This is a genomic window from Streptomyces yongxingensis (assembly GCF_055597465.1).
This window is the reverse complement of sequence record NZ_CM145717.1, coordinates 4,325,111-4,340,275: the sequence shown is the minus strand read 5'-3', so window position 1 is coordinate 4,340,275 and position 15,165 is coordinate 4,325,111. Positions and strand designations below refer to the sequence as shown.

At 72.5% G+C, this 15,165-nt stretch carries 16 protein-coding genes; 10 read left to right on the top strand and 6 right to left on the bottom strand.

Going from position 1 to position 15,165, the window contains the following annotated elements; translation table 11 throughout:
* Positions 1-95 precede the first annotated feature (95 nt).
* A complete protein-coding gene (dapE, locus tag ACZ6TD_RS18195; RefSeq protein ID WP_471355215.1) occupies positions 96-1,166 on the top strand; it encodes a succinyl-diaminopimelate desuccinylase in 1,071 nt (356 codons plus the stop codon).
* Positions 1,167-1,524: 358 nt separating this feature from the next.
* Positions 1,525-2,274: an LOG family protein gene (locus ACZ6TD_RS18190; protein WP_020868627.1), complete on the top strand. Its 750-nt coding sequence runs from the start codon at positions 1,525-1,527 to the stop codon at positions 2,272-2,274.
* 25 nt (positions 2,275-2,299) lie between these two features.
* On the opposite strand, the gene folP is transcribed toward ACZ6TD_RS18190, so the two are convergent.
* Entirely contained in the window at positions 2,300-3,160 is an 861-nt protein-coding gene (gene folP, locus ACZ6TD_RS18185; RefSeq protein ID WP_471355213.1) for a dihydropteroate synthase, read from the bottom strand.
* A 137-nt stretch (positions 3,161-3,297) separates the two neighbouring features.
* Here folP and ACZ6TD_RS18180 point away from each other — a divergent pair, with 137 nt between their 5' ends.
* Both ACZ6TD_RS18180 and ACZ6TD_RS18175 read left to right on the top strand, forming a co-directional pair.
* On the top strand, positions 3,298-3,795 hold the full coding sequence (locus ACZ6TD_RS18180) for a DivIVA domain-containing protein (protein ID WP_471355211.1): 498 nt from the start codon (positions 3,298-3,300) through the stop codon (positions 3,793-3,795).
* Complete coding sequence (locus tag ACZ6TD_RS18175) at positions 3,792-4,388, top strand: DNA-3-methyladenine glycosylase I (protein WP_471355209.1); 597 nt, start codon at positions 3,792-3,794, stop codon at positions 4,386-4,388. Before ACZ6TD_RS18180 ends, ACZ6TD_RS18175 begins: the two co-directional genes overlap by 4 nt.
* A gap of 60 nt (positions 4,389-4,448) precedes the next feature.
* Here ACZ6TD_RS18175 and chcB read toward each other — a convergent pair whose 3' ends face one another.
* Positions 4,449-5,255: a 2-cyclohexenylcarbonyl CoA isomerase gene (gene chcB, locus ACZ6TD_RS18170; protein WP_471355207.1), complete on the bottom strand. Its 807-nt coding sequence runs from the start codon at positions 5,253-5,255 to the stop codon at positions 4,449-4,451.
* A gap of 355 nt (positions 5,256-5,610) precedes the next feature.
* Between chcB and ACZ6TD_RS18165 the strand changes: the two genes are divergently transcribed.
* Positions 5,611-5,778 (top strand): DUF3117 domain-containing protein, encoded by a 168-nt coding sequence (locus tag ACZ6TD_RS18165; RefSeq protein ID WP_003966491.1) that lies wholly within the window; start codon positions 5,611-5,613, stop codon positions 5,776-5,778.
* A 212-nt stretch (positions 5,779-5,990) separates the two neighbouring features.
* On the opposite strand, the gene ACZ6TD_RS18160 is transcribed toward ACZ6TD_RS18165, so the two are convergent.
* The gene (locus ACZ6TD_RS18160) at positions 5,991-6,656 is read right to left on the bottom strand and encodes an O-methyltransferase (RefSeq protein WP_137979415.1); all 666 of its coding nucleotides are present in this window, start codon (positions 6,654-6,656) and stop codon (positions 5,991-5,993) included.
* 130 nt (positions 6,657-6,786) lie between these two features.
* Here ACZ6TD_RS18160 and sigE point away from each other — a divergent pair, with 130 nt between their 5' ends.
* The 5 genes from sigE to ACZ6TD_RS18135 all read left to right on the top strand — a co-directional run bounded on the left by sigE (position 6,787) and on the right by ACZ6TD_RS18135 (position 11,982).
* Positions 6,787-7,602, top strand: coding sequence for an RNA polymerase sigma factor SigE (gene sigE, locus ACZ6TD_RS18155; RefSeq protein WP_471355205.1), 816 nt, complete (start codon positions 6,787-6,789; stop codon positions 7,600-7,602).
* Positions 7,599-8,525, top strand: coding sequence for an anti-sigma factor family protein (locus ACZ6TD_RS18150; protein WP_471355203.1), 927 nt, complete (start codon positions 7,599-7,601; stop codon positions 8,523-8,525). The genes sigE and ACZ6TD_RS18150 overlap by 4 nt, the downstream gene beginning before the upstream one ends.
* 389 nt (positions 8,526-8,914) lie before the next feature.
* Entirely contained in the window at positions 8,915-10,633 is a 1,719-nt protein-coding gene (locus ACZ6TD_RS18145; RefSeq protein ID WP_471355201.1) for a S1C family serine protease, read from the top strand.
* Between the two features lie 99 nt (positions 10,634-10,732).
* The gene (locus tag ACZ6TD_RS18140) at positions 10,733-11,203 is read left to right on the top strand and encodes a sec-independent translocase (protein WP_471355199.1); all 471 of its coding nucleotides are present in this window, start codon (positions 10,733-10,735) and stop codon (positions 11,201-11,203) included.
* A gap of 119 nt (positions 11,204-11,322) precedes the next feature.
* The gene (locus tag ACZ6TD_RS18135; RefSeq protein ID WP_471355197.1) at positions 11,323-11,982 is read left to right on the top strand and encodes a hypothetical protein; all 660 of its coding nucleotides are present in this window, start codon (positions 11,323-11,325) and stop codon (positions 11,980-11,982) included.
* Positions 11,983-12,056: 74 nt separating this feature from the next.
* On the opposite strand, the gene ACZ6TD_RS18130 is transcribed toward ACZ6TD_RS18135, so the two are convergent.
* Genes ACZ6TD_RS18130 through ACZ6TD_RS18120 form a run of 3 tightly spaced genes read right to left on the bottom strand, consistent with a single transcriptional unit; the run spans position 12,057 to position 15,056 of the window.
* Positions 12,057-13,211, bottom strand: coding sequence for an Mrp/NBP35 family ATP-binding protein (locus ACZ6TD_RS18130; RefSeq protein ID WP_471355195.1), 1,155 nt, complete (start codon positions 13,209-13,211; stop codon positions 12,057-12,059).
* A gap of 41 nt (positions 13,212-13,252) precedes the next feature.
* Positions 13,253-13,783 carry a DUF1003 domain-containing protein gene (locus ACZ6TD_RS18125; protein ID WP_471355193.1) on the bottom strand — a complete coding sequence of 177 codons (531 nt, stop codon included), beginning with the start codon at positions 13,781-13,783 and terminating at the stop codon, positions 13,253-13,255.
* Positions 13,773-15,056 (bottom strand): magnesium transporter MgtE N-terminal domain-containing protein, encoded by a 1,284-nt coding sequence (locus ACZ6TD_RS18120; RefSeq protein WP_471355191.1) that lies wholly within the window; start codon positions 15,054-15,056, stop codon positions 13,773-13,775. The genes ACZ6TD_RS18125 and ACZ6TD_RS18120 overlap by 11 nt, the downstream gene beginning before the upstream one ends.
* Between the last annotated feature and the right edge of the window lie 109 nt (positions 15,057-15,165).

The window sequence follows — 15,165 nt, the reverse complement described above, 5'->3', positions numbered from 1 at the left end:
GATCCCGGGTGCGGGGTGGGGAACGCCACGTTCGCGGGGGTGGCCGGGAGGCCGGGGCCGCCGGGCGCGCGGGCCGACCGGCTAGGGTCGCGGGTATGGCACACCCAGCACTCGACCTGTCCCTGGACGCGGCCCGGCTCACCGCCCGGCTCGTCGACTTCCCCTCGGTCAGCGGTGAGGAGAAGGCGCTCGCCGACGCCGTGGAGCAGGCCCTGCGGGCCCTGCCCCATCTGACCGTGGACCGGGACGGGGACGCCGTCGTGGCCCGGACGGACCTGGGCCGGGACGAGCGGGTCGTCCTGGCGGGCCATCTGGACACCGTGCCGATCGCCGACAACGTGCCCTCGCGCCTCGATGACGACGGGGTGCTGTGGGGCTGCGGCACCTCCGACATGAAGTCCGGTGTCGCCGTACAGCTGCGCATGGCCGCCACCGTGCCCGCGCCCAACCGCGACCTCACCTTCGTCTTCTACGACCACGAGGAGGTCGCCGCCGAGCTCAACGGGCTGGGGCGGCTGGCCAGGAACCACCCCGAGTGGCTGGCCGGCGACTTCGCCGTGCTGCTGGAGCCCACCGACGGCAAGGTCGAGGGCGGCTGCCAGGGCACGCTGCGGGTACGCGTGAGCACCCAGGGTCGGCGCGCCCACTCCGCGCGCAGCTGGCTCGGCGAGAACGCCATCCACAAGGCCGCGCCGATCCTGGACCGGCTGGCCGGTTACGTGCCCCGGCGGGCGGAGATCGACGGGCTCACCTACCGCGAGGGCCTCAACGCCGTAACGATCGAGGGCGGCCACGCGACCAATGTCATCCCCGACTTCTGCACGGTGACGGTGAACTTCCGCTTCGCCCCCGACCGCTCCGAGGACGAGGCGCTCGCCCACGTCCGCGAGGTCTTCACCGGCTTCGAGGTCGAGCTCACCGACAGCGCGCCCGGCGCCCTGCCCGGTCTCGGCCATCCGTCGGCCGCCGCCCTCGTGGCGACGCTCGGGGTGGAGGTGGCCCCCAAGGACGCCTGGACCGATGTGGCCCGCTTCTCGGCGCTCGGCGTGCCCGCCGTGAACTACGGACCCGGCGATCCGAAGCTGGCCCACACCCGCGAGGAGCACGTTCCGGTCGCCGCCGTCCTGGAGGCCGAGGAACGACTGCGGACCTGGCTGACCCACTAGTAGGGGGAGTCCGCCGCGTGGGGGCTCCACCCCAGACCCCGGGCCGGGGCTCCGCCCTCAGACCCCGGGCCGGGGCTCCGCCCTTCCCGCGGCATCGACATGCGGCTCCGCCGCAGTGGCTGGGCCCGGGGTCCAGGGGCGGAGGCCCCTGGTAACGGGAAGGGGCGGGGAGGGGGCAGCCCGCCGCAGGCGCCACGATCCGCCGCCCCCCGTAGCAGCGCCAGCAGACCGCTGAACCTGTGTGATCAGCGGTTCGGTGGGTGAGCGTGGCCCGGATTTCCGCTGTATGCCCCCCGAGGGGCCTACCCTGAAGCACAGATCTTTGACCAGATCTTGGTCTTGGCGAAGGGAGCACTCAGTGGGCAACGCCGAAGAAGAGCGAGCGCTGCGGGAGCAGCGTCTGGGCCCGGTCGTGCGCCGCCGCCATCAGATGCGACCCGAGACGACCGACCAGCGCCTCCTGGACACCCAGGGGGCCACCCACTGGGTGCACGAGGACCCGTTCCGGGTGATGCGCATCCAGTCGGAGTTCGTCGAGGGCTTCGGCACCCTGGCGGAGCTGGGCCGGGCGATCAGCGTGTTCGGCTCCGCCCGTACGCCCGAGGGGTCCCCGGAGTACGAGGCGGGGGTGCGGATCGGCCGGGCCCTCGCGGAGGCGGGCTTCGGGGTGATCACCGGCGGCGGCCCGGGGGCGATGGAGGCGGCCAACCGCGGTGCGACCGAGGCGGGCGGTGTCTCGGTCGGCCTGGGCATCGAGCTGCCGTACGAGCAGGGCCTGAACCCGTACGTCGACATCGGGGTCAACTTCCGCTACTTCTTCGTGCGAAAAACGATGTTCGTGAAGTACGCCCAGGGGTTCGTGGTGCTGCCCGGCGGGCTCGGCACGCTCGACGAGTGCTTCGAGGCGCTCACCCTCGTGCAGACCAAGAAGGTCACCCGCTTCCCGATCGTCCTCTTCGGCAGCGCCTACTGGAAGGGCCTGGTCGACTGGCTCACCAACACCCTCATCGCCGAGGGCAAGGCGTCCCCGCACGATCTGGACCTGTTCCACCTGACCGATGACATCGACGAGGTGATCGACCTGGTGACCAAGGAGTCCGGCCCCTGACCGCGCGTGTCTCCTCACGGTCCACTCAGGCCAGTCCCCGGCGGGCGACCGCCGGGGGCCGGTGTCCCGCGATGGACGACACCATGTCCAGCACCTGACGGGTCTCCGCCACCTCGTGCACTCGGTAGACCTGGGCGCCCAGCCAGGCCGATACGGCGGTCGTCGCGAGCGTGCCGATCAGCCGCTCCTTGACCGGCCGGTCCAGGCTCTCGCCGACGAAGTCCTTGTTGGACAGCGAGACCAGAACGGGCCAGCCGGTCTCCGCCAGCTCGCCCAGCCGGCGCGTGGCCTCCAGTGAGTGGCGGGTGTTCTTACCGAAGTCATGGCCCGGGTCGATCATGATCCCGTCGCGCCGCACCCCCAGCTCGACGGCGCGCTCCGCGAGCTCCAGGGTGACCCGCAGGATGTCCTCCACCACATCGTCATAGCCGATCCGGTGCGGGCGGGTGCGCGGCTGGGCCCCGCCCGCGTGGGTGCACACCAGCCCGGCGCCGTAGCGGGCGGCGACCTCGGCCAGCTTGGGGTCGACCCCGCCCCAGGCGTCGTTGAGCACATCCGCGCCGGCCGCGCAGACCGCCTCGCCGACCTCATGGCGCCAGGTGTCCACGCTGATCACCACGTCCGGATGGCGCCTGCGCACCTCGGCCACGAAGCCCACCGTGCGGCGCGCCTCCTCCTCGGCGCTCACCTCCTCGCCCGGACCGGCCTTGACGCCGCCGACGTCGATGATCGCGGCGCCGTCCGCGATCGCCTGCTCCACCCGGGCCAGGGCGGGCTCGTCCCGGAAGGTCGCCCCCTGGTCGTAGAAGGAATCCGGCGTCCGGTTCACGATCGCCATGATCACCCGGTCGTTCTCGCCGAACTCACGTCGTCCCAGCCGCAGCATCGAACTTCCCTCACGTCTTCTTCCAGGTTGCGGGCAGCGACGATAACTGTCCGAGGGGCATGGCACGATCGGGGCAGACAGTTATCGAGGCCGACGGACACAGACTCAACCATGCACCTGACGGGGAGACGATCACCGTGTTCTTGTTCTTGCTGATCGCGCTGGTCGTTGTGGTCGGCGGGGTCACGCTCGCCGTCGTCGGCGGTGGTGACGGCCCGCTCACCGACGCGCCCCCGGACCGGCTGGACGATCCGCTGCCCGCCGACCGGCCGCTGGCGCGCGCCGATGTGGAGTCGCTGCGGCTCCCCATGACGCTGCGGGGCTACCGGATGGCGGACGTCGACGATGTGCTGGGCCGCCTCGGTGCCGAGCTCGCCGAGCGCGACGCCCGGATCGCCGAGTTGGAGGCGGCGCTCGCCGGTCCGCGCCCGAAGCCCTTGTCGCCCTCCGGGCCCGGCCCCGATCCGCTGTCGGTCCCGGAGAGCGACCATGGCTTCGGGCCGAGCGGCCTCGAGGGCCCCGGCCCCGAGCGGCGCGGCTTCGAGGACGGCGGCTTCGAGGGCAGGGGCTTCGACGGGGTCGGCTTCGACGGAAACGGCTTCGAGGGCCGCGGTTACGAAGGGCATGGCGCATGAGCGAGCAGGGTGTGGTCGAGGGGCCGGACGGTCTGCCGCGCTGTCCGTGGGGCCTGGAGAGCGAGTCCATGGCCGACTACCGCGTCTACCACGACACGGAGTGGGGCCGTCCGGTCCACGGCGATGACGCGCTCTACGAGCGGATCTCCCTGGAGGCGTTCCAGTCCGGGCTGTCCTGGCTGACGATCCTGCGCCGCCGGGAGGGGTTCCGGGCGGCCTTCGCCGACTTCTCGATCAAGAAGGTCGCGGAGTTCACCGAGGCCGACGAGGAGCGGCTGCTCGCCGACCCCGGCATCATCCGCAACCGCGCCAAGATCGCCGCCACGATCGCCAACGCCCGTGCCGCGGCGGCGCTGGCGCCCGGTGAGCTGAGCGAGCTGATCTGGTCCCACGCCCCGGCGCCCGACGGCCGTCCGGTCCCGCGGACCTTCGCCGATGTCCCCGCGATCACCCCGGAGTCCACGGCCCTCAGCCGCGCGCTCAAGAAGCACGGCTTCCGCTTCGTCGGCCCCACCACGGCCTACGCGCTGATGCAGGCATGCGGCCTGGTCAACGACCATCTGGCCGACTGCCACGTCCGCGACGCGGTCTGAGCGCCCCGGCCGCCCCGGCTGGCCGCCGGCGGTCGGCGGCCGCCAGTCGGGCCGGTCCGCTCAGCGGCCGGTGAACCTCGGCTTCTCCTTGTTCATGAACGCGTTCACCGCGATGGCGTGGTCGTCCGAGGCCCCCGCGCGGCGCTGCAGCTCGTCCTCCATGGCCAGGGCCTCGGTGAGGGTGTGGCCCGCGGCGAAGGCCAGGGACTCCTTGATCGCCGCATAGGCCGCGGTGGGGCCCTCGGCCAGCCGCCGGGCGACCGCCGCCGCCTCGGAGGCCAGCTCGTCGGCCGGGACCACCCGGTGGGCGATGCCCAGGCCGAGCGCCTCCTGGGCGTCGATGGTGCGCGGGAAGAGCAGCAGATCCGCCGCCCGGCCGTAGCCGATCAGCCGCTGAAGGGTCCAGGAGACGCCCGAGTCGGCGGTCAGCGCGACCCCGGCGAAGGAGGTGTTGAAGGAGGCGGTGTCGGCGACGATCCGGTAGTCGGCGGCGAAGGCGAAGCCCGCTCCGGCGCCCGCCGCGACGCCGTTGACCGCGGCGACCACCGGCTTCGGCATCCCGGCGATCGCGGTGACGATCGGGTTGTAGTGCAGCGCCACCGTGCTCATGGTCGAGCCCTCGCCGCCGCCGTCGCGGTCGGCGGCCAGCAGGCCAATGTGCTCCTTGAGGTCCTGGCCGACGCAGAAGGCGCGCGGCCCGGAGCCGGTGAGCAGCACGGCCCGTGCCGCCGGGCTCTCCGCGGCCTCCAACAGCGCGTCGCGCAGCGCCTCCTTGGTGTCGGTGTTCAGGGCGTTCATCGCGTCGGGACGATTCAGCGTGATCGTCGCGAGACCCTCGGTGAGGTCGTAGAGCACGGTGTCGGCCATGGCGGTCCTCCGGCGGTGGGGCGAGGCGGGTGGGCGGCTCGGGCTGCGGCCGCACCGGCGGGCCCGGGAGGGGTCCGCCGCGGCGGTCAGCGCACAGCATGCCGGAGATCATGACTGACCGACATGTGACCTGCGTCAAAGAGCCGACCCTTCGTTCGGTGACGGCGGGCGTACGCTACCGCGATCCCCTCCCCGAATTGGGTGGTTTTGGGGGAGCGCCTCGCACAGGCGTTGCCGACCGATGTTGGTCATCGGGTCGTGCCATGCGGGATAATGACGGGGAAGCAACGTGTTCGATGCCGGTGACACCTGGGTTGTCGGCTGCGATGAGCTGGTTTCAGGAAGGGGAACGAGCATGGCGGCCATGAAGCCGCGGACGGGCGACGGCCCGCTCGAGGTGACCAAGGAGGGGCGGGGCATCGTCATGCGCGTTCCGCTCGAAGGCGGCGGTCGGCTCGTCGTCGAGCTGACACCGGACGAGGCCGACGCCCTCGGCGATGCCCTGAAGAAGGTTGTCGGCTGACGGCTTGCGGCCCACCATCACCCGCGCGCTGCCCCGGCGGCCGGTACGTCAGGTACCGACCGCCGGGGCAGCGCTTGTACGGGGTTCCGCCGGAGGCGGAGGACGGTTGTTCCCGGCCGCTCCCGACTGTTCCGACCGTTCCCGACCGTTCCCGACCGTGAGATTTCAGCCCCGTCCGACCGCCAGGATCCAGCCCCGTCCGACCGTGAGATTCAGCCCCGCTTGACCGCGCAGAGCAGGCCGTCGCCGACCGGCAGCAGGGACGACTGGAGCACGGTGGACTCCCGTACGGTCCGCAGCAGCTCGCGCACCCGCAGCACCTCCGTGGGCTGGGCCGCGGAGTCCACGGTCCGCCCGTTGGTGAAGACCCCCTCGAAGCAGACCAGCCCGCCGGGCCGCAGCAGCCGCAACGATTCGGCGAGGTAGTCCAGGCACTCCAGCCGGTCGCCGTCGCAGAAGACCAGGTCGTATCCGCCGTCGGCCAGCCGGGGCAGGACGTCGAGGGCGCGGCCGGGGATGAAGCGCGCCCGGTTCCCGGTGAAACCGGCCGCGCGGAACGCCTGCCGGGCGAACTGCTGCATCTCCGGTTCGGTGTCCACGGTGGTCAGCACGCCGTCCGGGCGCATTCCGCGCAGCAGATGGATTCCGGAGACGCCCGTCCCGGTGCCGATCTCGGCGACGACCTTGGCATCGGCGGTGGCAGCGAGCAGCCGCAGCGCGGCGCCGGTGCCCGCCGACACCGAGCGCAGCCCTGCTTCCCGGGCCCGGTCGCGGGCCCAGTGAAGGGCTTCGTCCTCGGCGACGAACGCGTCGGCGAACGCCCAGCTCGTCTGCCGGTTGCCGGTAATGACCCTCTCCTGTCCCCGTAGTTGGCGCAACGGTGACTGTATCCGCTGCGCACGGGAACCCGCAGATGGGACCAGGCGTTGTAGAAGCCGGGGGGACCGTATGGATCACGACCAAATGCAGGTCAAAAATGCTTATCCGGAGCTAACGGGCGAGGTGGATATGGTAGGGGCTCTACTGGACACCACCAGAGCCGACAGGGGAGGTGCGGCTGCGGCCGGTGACCGGAGAGTGCTGAGGCGCTTTCGCAGGTCAGCGGGCGAGCCGAAATCCGTGACCAACACCGCTGACCGTTCTCACCCCCGTAGCCCGAAGGGCACGGGAGGTGCGCCCCGCGCCGAGTCCGCCACCACCGCGACCTTCGCCACGGACGCGGACGCGGCGTGGACGCCTCCCACCTGGGAGGAGATCGTCAGCACTCACAGCGCACGGGTCTACCGCCTCGCCTATCGGCTCACCGGTAACCAGCACGACGCCGAGGATCTCACCCAGGAAGTGTTCGTCCGCGTCTTCCGCTCGCTGTCGACGTACACCCCGGGCACCTTCGAGGGCTGGCTGCACCGCATCACCACCAATCTCTTCCTCGACATGGTCCGCCGCCGGCAGCGCATCCGCTTCGACGCGCTCGGCGAGGACGCGGCGGAGCGGCTCCCCAGCCGCGAGCCCTCTCCCCAGCAGCACTTCAACGACACCCACTTCGACGCGGATGTGCAGCAGGCGCTGGACACCCTCGCCCCGGAGTTCCGCGCCGCCGTGGTGCTCTGTGACATCGAGGGGCTGTCGTACGAGGAGATCGCGGCCACCCTGGGCGTCAAGCTGGGCACCGTGCGCAGCCGCATCCACCGCGGCCGCTCGCATCTGCGCAAGGCGCTGCAGCACCGCGCCCCCGCGGCGCGGACCGGGCAGCAGCATGAGGTCGCCGCGGTGGCGCCGCGTGTCACGGCCCCCCGGCTGAGCGGGGAGGTCGGAATCGCGTGACCCGATCAGGCGGTCCGTCCCCCGCCGAGCAGCATCTCGGCGACCGCCTTGCGGCTCTGGTCGACGGTGAGCTGGGGCATGACGCGCGGGAGCGCGTCCTCGCCCATCTCGCCACCTGCTGCAAGTGCAAGGCGGAGGCTGATGCTCAGCGTCGGCTGAAAAACGTGTTCGCCCAGACGGCGCCCCCGGCACCGTCGGAGGGCTTTCTGGCCCGTCTCCAGGGCCTGCCGGCCGCGGGCGGCGAGGACGGTACGGGTGGCTCCCCCTTCGGGGGCTCGGGCGTCTTCGGCCCCCGCGATCTGCGCGGCGGGTCGCGGGACGTGCGCGAGCTGCGCGATGTCCGGGAGCCGGAGGAGAGACGGGAGCGGGCGTTCGCCTTCGTGCCCGCGGTGCCCCCGGGCACCGCGATCGCACCGGCGGCGTCGGCCCGTGCCTCGCGTCAGCGCGGCTTCCGGATCCATGAGGTCGAGCGCCCCGCCCCGCGCCGCAGGTTCGCCTTCGCGGCGGCCGGAGCGGTCTCGCTGGCGGCCTTCGCGCTCGGCGCTGCCCTGCCGCTGGACGCGGCCGTCGACCCCCCGGGGAATTCGGCCGACGGCGCCGACACCGCGGTCTCCCCGGTGGGCGCCGACACCGCCGTGAACGCGGGCGTGCGGGAGCGCACCCGCCAGGAGGTGGGTCTGTTGGCCACCACGGACGCCGGCACGGGCGCCCCGTCCCCGACGGCCACCCCGTACCCACCGTCCCTGCGCCAGCCCGTCGGGGCGGCGCTGAATCCGCTGATACAGCCGATTCTGTCGGTCACGGAGCTGCTGCGGACGTCGAACTCCACGCCCCCGGCCCCCCGGCCGACCCAGCTGGAGGTCCCGTCCGGCCCCGCGTCGGCCGGCTCGCCGTACCTCGGGGTCAGCGCGCCCCCGAAGTAGCGCGGAAGCAGTACGACGGCGATCGCGGCGCCCCGTTTCCGGTCGCCCGCGTCTTTGCCGATCATGACAAGGTCTTTTCGTCCGCCCTGCGCAAGCGCCGACGGACCTGATTGAATCGCCTCCGGGCAGCGCAACCCGGAGGCGGCCAGGTATGCCCGGGACGGTGCAATGCTCTGGCCCGGGTGCTTGGGTCTTCCGGCCGGGGGCACCTCCCAGCGGTAGCTGGGGGCGAGCAGAAGGGGCGCGTCGCTGTCGAAAGGGAGAGCGCGCAGGGAGCGAGGAACGAGCGACCGAGCACGGTCGACCGTCGGCAGGGGGCACCTCCCAGCGGTAGCTGGGGGAGGCTGAAGCGCCCCGGAGGCGAACCGAGCCCTAGAAAAAGGGAGATCATGGACGAGCCGATGGCCAAGGCACCTGGGCCCGAGCCGAAGCCGAAGTGGTGGAGCCGCCCGGCCGTCGCGCGACCCGGCGACCGGCCGAACGACGCGGCGGAGGGCGCCGAGGAGCGTACGGAGCCGGCCGCCGCGCAGGTGGCGCCGGAGCCGGTGGACGCCCCTGCGGAGGGCCCGGGGCCCGAGGAGCGGGCGCCCCGGCCGTTGCATGAGCCCGACCCGTACAGCACCCCGCCCTACGGCGACCCCGGGCCCTGGGCCCCGGCCCCGCCCGTTCAGCATCCGGTGGCGACCCCAGCGCAGGGCACGCATGTCCCGCCCGGGATGGCCCAGACGCCGCCCCAGGCGCCCGGGATGACCCCGCCCCACGGCACGGCCGTGGGGCCCGCCGCGGGGCCCGTACCGGGCCAGGGCGCGCCCCCGCCCCTGCCGCGGCACCCCGGGATGACCCCGCCGCACGGCACACAGCTGCCCCCGGGCCCCGGAGAGCCTCACCAGAGCCACCAGGGCGCCCCCATGGCGCAGCCCGCCCAGAGCGCCCAGTGGGGCGGCTACGACCCCTGGACCGTGGTCCCGCCGCCCGCCGAGCGCGAGCGGAAGACCGTCTCCCGCCGCGGCGCCTGGATCGCCGTGCTGCTGATCGCCCTGGTCGCGGGGTGCCTCGGCGGCGGTATCGGCGCCTACGCGGAGCGGGACCGCGCCTCCGGGGGCGTCGATGTGAAGCTGCCGCAGGCACCGGTCGAGAAGGAGGCCAGGTCCCCGGGCAGCGTCGCCGGGATCGCCGCCAGCTCGCTGCCCGGCGTGGTGACCATCCATGTGCGCGGCAGCGCGGAGGAGGGCACCGGTACGGGCTTCGTCCTCGACAAGCAGGGCCACATCCTCACCAACAACCACGTCGTCCAGCCCGCCGGCACGGACGGCGACATATCGGTGACCTTCAACAGCGGCCAGGACGCCAAGGCCGAGGTGATCGGCCGCGACACCGGGTACGACCTCGCGGTGATCAAGGTCGACGGCGTCTCCGGGCTCACCCCGCTGCCGCTGGGCAACTCCGACTCCGTGCGCGTCGGCGATCCCGTCGTGGCCATCGGCGCCCCCTTCGACCTGGCGGGCACGGTCACCTCCGGGATCATCAGCGCCAAGGAGCGCCCCATCACCGCGGGCGGCGAGAAGGAGGACGGCAGCGACGTCAGCTATGTCGACGCGCTGCAGACCGACGCCCCGATCAACCCGGGCAACTCCGGCGGCCCCCTGGTCGACCGCAAGGCGCGGGTCATCGGGATCAACAGCGCGATCCGGGCCGCCGACGAAGGCTCGGGCCTCGGCGGCGGTCAGGGCGGCAGCATCGGCCTGGGCTTCGCCATCCCGATCAACCAGGGCAAGCGGGTCGCCGAGGAGCTGATCAACACCGGGAAGGCCACCCATCCGGTCATCGGCGTCACCCTCGACATGGGCTACACGGGCGACGGCGCCCGGGTGAACACCAAGGGTGCGGGCGGCGGCGCGCCGGTCACCGCGGGCGGCCCCGGCGACAAGGCGGGGATCGAGCCCGGTGACGTGATCACGGAGGTGGACGGCGTCCAGGTGCACAGCGGCCAGGAGCTGATCGTGAAGATCCGCAGCCACCGGCCCGGGGACCGGCTCGAGCTCACCGTCAGGCGCGACGGCAAGGAGCGCGCCGCGGAGCTGACCCTGGGCTCGGCGAGCAGCGGCTGACGCCCGTTGTTGGCCCGGCCGTCTCCCGCGCCGCCCCCACCGCCAGGTACGGTATTGAGTGGCCCAGGCCGGGGCCCAGACGTCTTGAGGAGCTGCAAGGTGTTGGACATAGGACCTCTCGAGCTTGTCGCGCTCGTTGTCCTTGCGGTGCTCGTCTTCGGCCCGGACAAGCTCCCGAAGGTGATTCGGGACGTGACGCAGTTCATCCGGAAGATCCGGGAGTTCTCCGACAGCGCCAAGGAGGACATCCGCTCCGAGCTGGGGCCGGAGTTCAAGGACTTCGAGTTCGAGGACCTCAACCCCAAGACCTTCGTGCGCAAGCACGTGCTGGACTCCGATGAGCTCGGCCTGAAGGAGATCCGGAACGGCTTCGACCTCCGCAAGGAGATGGCGGAGGTCGCCGACGCGGTGCACGGCCGGGAGAGTGATCCGCAGCAGGGCTCTTCAGGGGCTTCCGGCACCACCCCGCTGTCCCTGTCCAAGGACGACTCCAGCACGCCTGACCTGCTGCGCAAGCGCGAGGAGCCGAGGCGCGAGGAGCGACCGCCTTTCGACTCCGACGCCACTTGATCCCCCCGTATGCCCGGCCTGGTTGACCCGTATGGCTATCCTCCCTTTGTCCGGGGTGAGGGTCGCCCGAGGGGGGCGGGCCGCCCACGACGCAGGGCACACGAGGAGGCCGCGCGCACATGGAGACCACGGGTCGGCTAGGGGAACGAGGGGTGGCAGCGGCCGCGCAGGGGATGCCCGCCGACGCCCGGCGGAGCGTCGACGGCTATCTGATGGCCGCCTTCCCCTGGTACGGGCTTGACGAGGCGTTCACCGGCCCCCGCTGGCTGCTGCAGGTGGGTGCGGCCGCGGACGGCATCGTCGAGTACGGCTCGACCGGCCATGGCGAGGAGCCGTCCCTGAAGGTCGAGACCGATATGGACCAGCAGCGCTTCACGGTGGTCGTGACCGTCGCCAGCCGCCCGGGGCGGGACAGCGCCGACGGCACCGGCAAGCTGGAGGCCACCTCGGTCTCCTCGGCCGCCTGGCTGGCCGGTTCCGGTCTGTTGTCGTGCACCTGGCCGACCCGGATGGAGCGGGCGCTGCGCCAGGACTGGCTGGACCAGCAGACCGCGATCGCCTGGGAGCTGGCGGACGACCTGGAGGGCGAGAGCTGGTCGCAGCTGTCGCTCCCGGTGGACGGGGTGCCGACCGACTTCCACTACCGCGAGTCGGAGTACGGCTGGGTGCTGGCCGGTACGGCGAACGAGGACGTGCACATCGGGGCGTACGGGCGCGGGATGAGCGCCTACGGCCTGGGCTTCGCCGTCGTGAAGGACATCGCCCGCTACGACGGGTAGGGCCGTACCCGGCCGAGGGGTGGTTTCCCGGGGAAACCGCCCCTCGGCCATGGGCCGTGGCCGAGCGCGCTCGCTCAGAACTTGTTGCGCGGGGTGACGCCCAGCGACATGCCCGCGAGGCCGCGCTGACGGCCGCCGATCTTGCCCGCGATCGCCTTGAGCGCGCTGCCCGCCGGGGAGTCGGGGTCGGTCAGCACGACCGGCTTGCCCTCGTCGCCACCCTCGCGCAGCCGTACGTCGATCGGGATGGAGCCCAGCACCGGCACCGTCGTACCGGTGGTCCGGCTGAGCCCGTCGGCGACCACCTGGCCACCGCCGGTGCCGAAGACGTCGACCATCTCGTCGCAGTGCGGGCAGGGCAGCCCGGACATGTTCTCCACCACGCCGACGATCTTCTGATGGGTCTGGACGGCGATCGCGCCGGCCCGCTCGGCGACCTCGGCGGCGGCCTGCTGCGGCGTGGTCACCACCAGGATCTCGGCGTTGGGCACCAACTGGGCGACGGAGATCGCGATGTCGCCGGTGCCCGGGGGGAGGTCGAGCAGCAGCACATCGAGGTCGCCCCAGTAGACATCGGCCAGGAACTGCTGGAGCGCGCGGTGCAGCATCGGCCCGCGCCAGACCACCGGGGCGTTCCCGGGGGTGAACATCCCGATCGAGATCACCTTCACACCGTTCGCCGACGGCGGCATGATCATGTTCTCGACCTGGGTGGGCCGTCCGTCGGCGCCCAGCATGCGCGGCACCGAGTGGCCGTAGATGTCGGCGTCCACCACGCCGACCTTCAGCCCGTCCGCGGCCATCGCGGCGGCCAGGTTGACCGTCACCGAGGACTTGCCGACCCCGCCCTTGCCGGAGGCCACCGCGTACACCCGGGTCAGCGAGCCGGGCTTGGCGAAGGGAACCTCGCGCTCGGCCTGGCCGCCGCGCAGCGAGGCGGCCAGCTCACGCCGCTGCTCGTCGCTCATCACCTCGAGGTCGACCGTGACTCCGGTCACCCCCTCGACCTCGGCGACCGCCGTCCGCACGTTGCTGGTGATCGTCTCCCGCATCGGACAGCCGGAGACCGTGAGGTAGACCACCACGGCGACCGAGCCATCCGCCGCGATCTCGACGGATTTGACCATGCCGAGTTCGGTGATCGGCTTGTGGATCTCCGGGTCGTTGACCGTCGCGAGCGCGGCGCGCACCGCGTCTTCGCTCGGCGCTGGGAGGGTGTCGGTAGCCATACGGAGATGGTACGGCGCCGGGGGCGGGGCGCGGACGGCCGTCAGCGGTCGCGTTCCTCACTCGGCCGGGGTTCGCCGGGGCCGCCCGGCCGCGGGGCGCTCCGGCCGCCGTCCGGCCCCTGGCGCAGGTCCGCCAGCTGGTCGCGGAGCCAGTCGCGGGTGGCGACCTCGCCCAGGCCCGTGCGCAGCGCCGCGATCTCCCTGGTGAGGAACTCGGTGTCGGCGATGGACCGTTCGTTCTGCTTGCGGTCCTGTTCGAGATTGACCCGGTCCCGGTCGGCCTGCCGGTACTGGGCCAGCAGGATCAGCGGGGCGGAGTACGACGCCTGGAGCGAGAGCATCAGCGTCAGGAAGATGAACGGGAACGGGTCGAACCGCAGCCGCGGCGGCGCCAGGGTGTTCCAGAGCAGCCATAAGGCCACGAAGACCGTCATCCAGGCGATGAACCGCCCGGTGCCCAGGAAGCGCGCGATCCGCTCCGACGCCTTGCCGAACGCCTCGGGGTCCCAGCGCGGCAGCGGGCTGCGGCGCCGCTCCTTGGGCCGGTCCAGACGGCCGCGCTCACCGTCCATCGGCGGCCTCCGGCAGGGCCATCCCGGCGTGCAGCTCGCGCTCCCGCCAGTCGGACGGCAGCAGATGGTCCAGGACGTCGTCGACCGTCACCGCGCCGAGCAGCGAGCCGGTCTCGTCCACGACGGGCGCCGCCAGCAGGTTGTAGGTGGCCAGATGGCCGGCGACGACGGGCAGCGGGGTGTCCGGCGGCAGCGTCGGCAGATCGCTGTCGACGGCCGCGCCGACGAGGGTGAACGGCGGGTCGCGCAGCAGCCGTTGGAAGTGGATGATGCCCAGATAGCGGCCGGTGGGCGTCTGGTCGGGCGGGCGGCAGACGTAGACCTGGGCGGCGAGCGCGGGGGTCAGATCCTGGTCGCGCACCCGGGCGAGCGCGTCCGCGACGGTGGCGTCCGGGCGCAGCACGATCGGCTCGGTCGTCATCAGACCGCCCGCCGACCCCTCCTCGTACGACATCAGCCGCCGCATGTCCGCCGCGTCCCGGGGGCGCATCAGGGCCAGCAGCCGCTCCTTGTCGGGCTCGGGGAGCTCGGAGAGCAGATCGGCCGCGTCATCGGGGTCCATGGCCTCCAGGACGTCCGCCGCGCGCTCCTCCTTGAGCTTGCCGAGGATCTCCACCTGGTCGTCGTCGGGCAGCTCCTCCAGGACGTCCGCGAGCCGCTCGTCGTCCAGGGCGGCCGCCACCTCGCCCCGGCGCTTGGCGGACAGGTGGTGCAGCACGTTGGCCAGGTCGGCGGGGCGCAACTGCTCGAAAGTGGCCAGCAGGTTCTCCGCGCCCTGCCCCTGCTCCTCCAGCGAGAAGCCGGTGACCGCCGACCAGTCCACGGTCAGCGCCTCGCCGCGGCGGCGCAGCGCGCGGGTCCTGCCGCGGCGGACGAAGACCTTGTCGACCTCCCAGTCCCGGCGGGCGGGAAGCTGGCTCATCGACACGTCCAGGACCGTCACCGGGTCGCCGGTCTCGACCAGCCGCACCGTGCGGTCGAGCAGTTCGCCGAGGACGAGGGTCTCGGTGGGGCGCTGTTCGAAGCGGCGCATGTTGAGCACGCCCGTGGTGATGACCTGGCCGGACTCCACACCGGTCACCCGGGTCATGGGCAGGAAGATCCGGCGGCGGCCGACCACCTCGACCACCAGGCCGAGCACCCGCGGCGGGCGGCCGGCCAGCCGCAGCATCGCCACGACATCGCGCACCCGCCCCACCTGGTCGCCGTTCGGGTCGAAGACGGCGACGCCCGCGAGATGCGAGACGAAGACCCGGGGGGCGCCTGCCGGCATGCCCTGCCTCCCCTCGTATCTGGGGCTACCTTGTCAGGCTTCGTGGCCGTTCAAGGCAATAATCCGCTCTTCACCGGGTTCAGGCTAACGTGCCCGCACCTGCCCTGCC

Excerpts from the sequence above, each read along its gene's own strand:
- ACZ6TD_RS18125 (WP_471355193.1), bottom strand. The coding sequence starts at position 13,783 with ATGGACGGTGAGCGCGGCCGTCTGGACCGGCCCAAGGAGCGGCGCCGC.
- chcB (WP_471355207.1), bottom strand. The coding sequence starts at position 5,255 with ATGGCCGACACCGTGCTCTACGACCTCACCGAGGGTCTCGCGACGATC.
- ACZ6TD_RS18130 (WP_471355195.1), bottom strand. The coding sequence starts at position 13,211 with ATGGCTACCGACACCCTCCCAGCGCCGAGCGAAGACGCGGTGCGCGCC.
- ACZ6TD_RS18135 (WP_471355197.1), top strand. The coding sequence starts at position 11,323 with ATGGAGACCACGGGTCGGCTAGGGGAACGAGGGGTGGCAGCGGCCGCG.
- sigE (WP_471355205.1), top strand. The coding sequence starts at position 6,787 with ATGGTAGGGGCTCTACTGGACACCACCAGAGCCGACAGGGGAGGTGCG.
- ACZ6TD_RS18165 (WP_003966491.1), top strand. The coding sequence starts at position 5,611 with ATGGCGGCCATGAAGCCGCGGACGGGCGACGGCCCGCTCGAGGTGACC.
- ACZ6TD_RS18120 (WP_471355191.1), bottom strand. The coding sequence starts at position 15,056 with ATGCCGGCAGGCGCCCCCCGGGTCTTCGTCTCGCATCTCGCGGGCGTC.
- folP (WP_471355213.1), bottom strand. The coding sequence starts at position 3,160 with ATGCTGCGGCTGGGACGACGTGAGTTCGGCGAGAACGACCGGGTGATC.
- ACZ6TD_RS18145 (WP_471355201.1), top strand. The coding sequence starts at position 8,915 with ATGGACGAGCCGATGGCCAAGGCACCTGGGCCCGAGCCGAAGCCGAAG.
- dapE (WP_471355215.1), top strand. The coding sequence starts at position 96 with ATGGCACACCCAGCACTCGACCTGTCCCTGGACGCGGCCCGGCTCACC.
- ACZ6TD_RS18175 (WP_471355209.1), top strand. The coding sequence starts at position 3,792 with ATGAGCGAGCAGGGTGTGGTCGAGGGGCCGGACGGTCTGCCGCGCTGT.